Consider the following 333-nt stretch of genomic DNA (forward strand, 5'->3'; position numbering starts at 1 on the left):
ACAGTTCGTGCTTGAGGAAGAACTTAGTCATCGGCATCTTGTCTTTCAAGATTGAAGACAAGATCACGATATCCGCCCAGCTCAGGTGATTCGACATCATCAGGTACCACTGCTTGGTCGAGATATCTTCCCCTCCTTCGACTTGCCACTCGATATCGTTATTCACATTCAACATCCAAAGGTTAAGCGAAGCCCAACACCAAAACGTGAAATTTGCTAAACGAGTACATGACTTTTGAACAATAGAGATTGGAAGAATCAGTTTGATGAGGCCAAAGAAGCTCACGGTAAACGCAGTCATTGCGGTATTGATAGTCACGAACAATACGTTCA

At 43.5% G+C, this 333-nt stretch carries 1 protein-coding gene; it reads right to left on the bottom strand.

Features of this window, described 5'->3' with window-relative positions; translation table 11 throughout:
- A partial coding sequence (locus tag AB4512_RS25170) for a 1-acyl-sn-glycerol-3-phosphate acyltransferase (RefSeq protein WP_372176181.1) occupies positions 1 to 333 on the bottom strand: 333 nt, incomplete at both ends.

This window comes from Vibrio sp. 10N.222.52.B7 (assembly GCF_041474275.1).
Classification (GTDB): Bacteria; Pseudomonadota; Gammaproteobacteria; order Enterobacterales; family Vibrionaceae; genus Vibrio; species Vibrio crassostreae_C.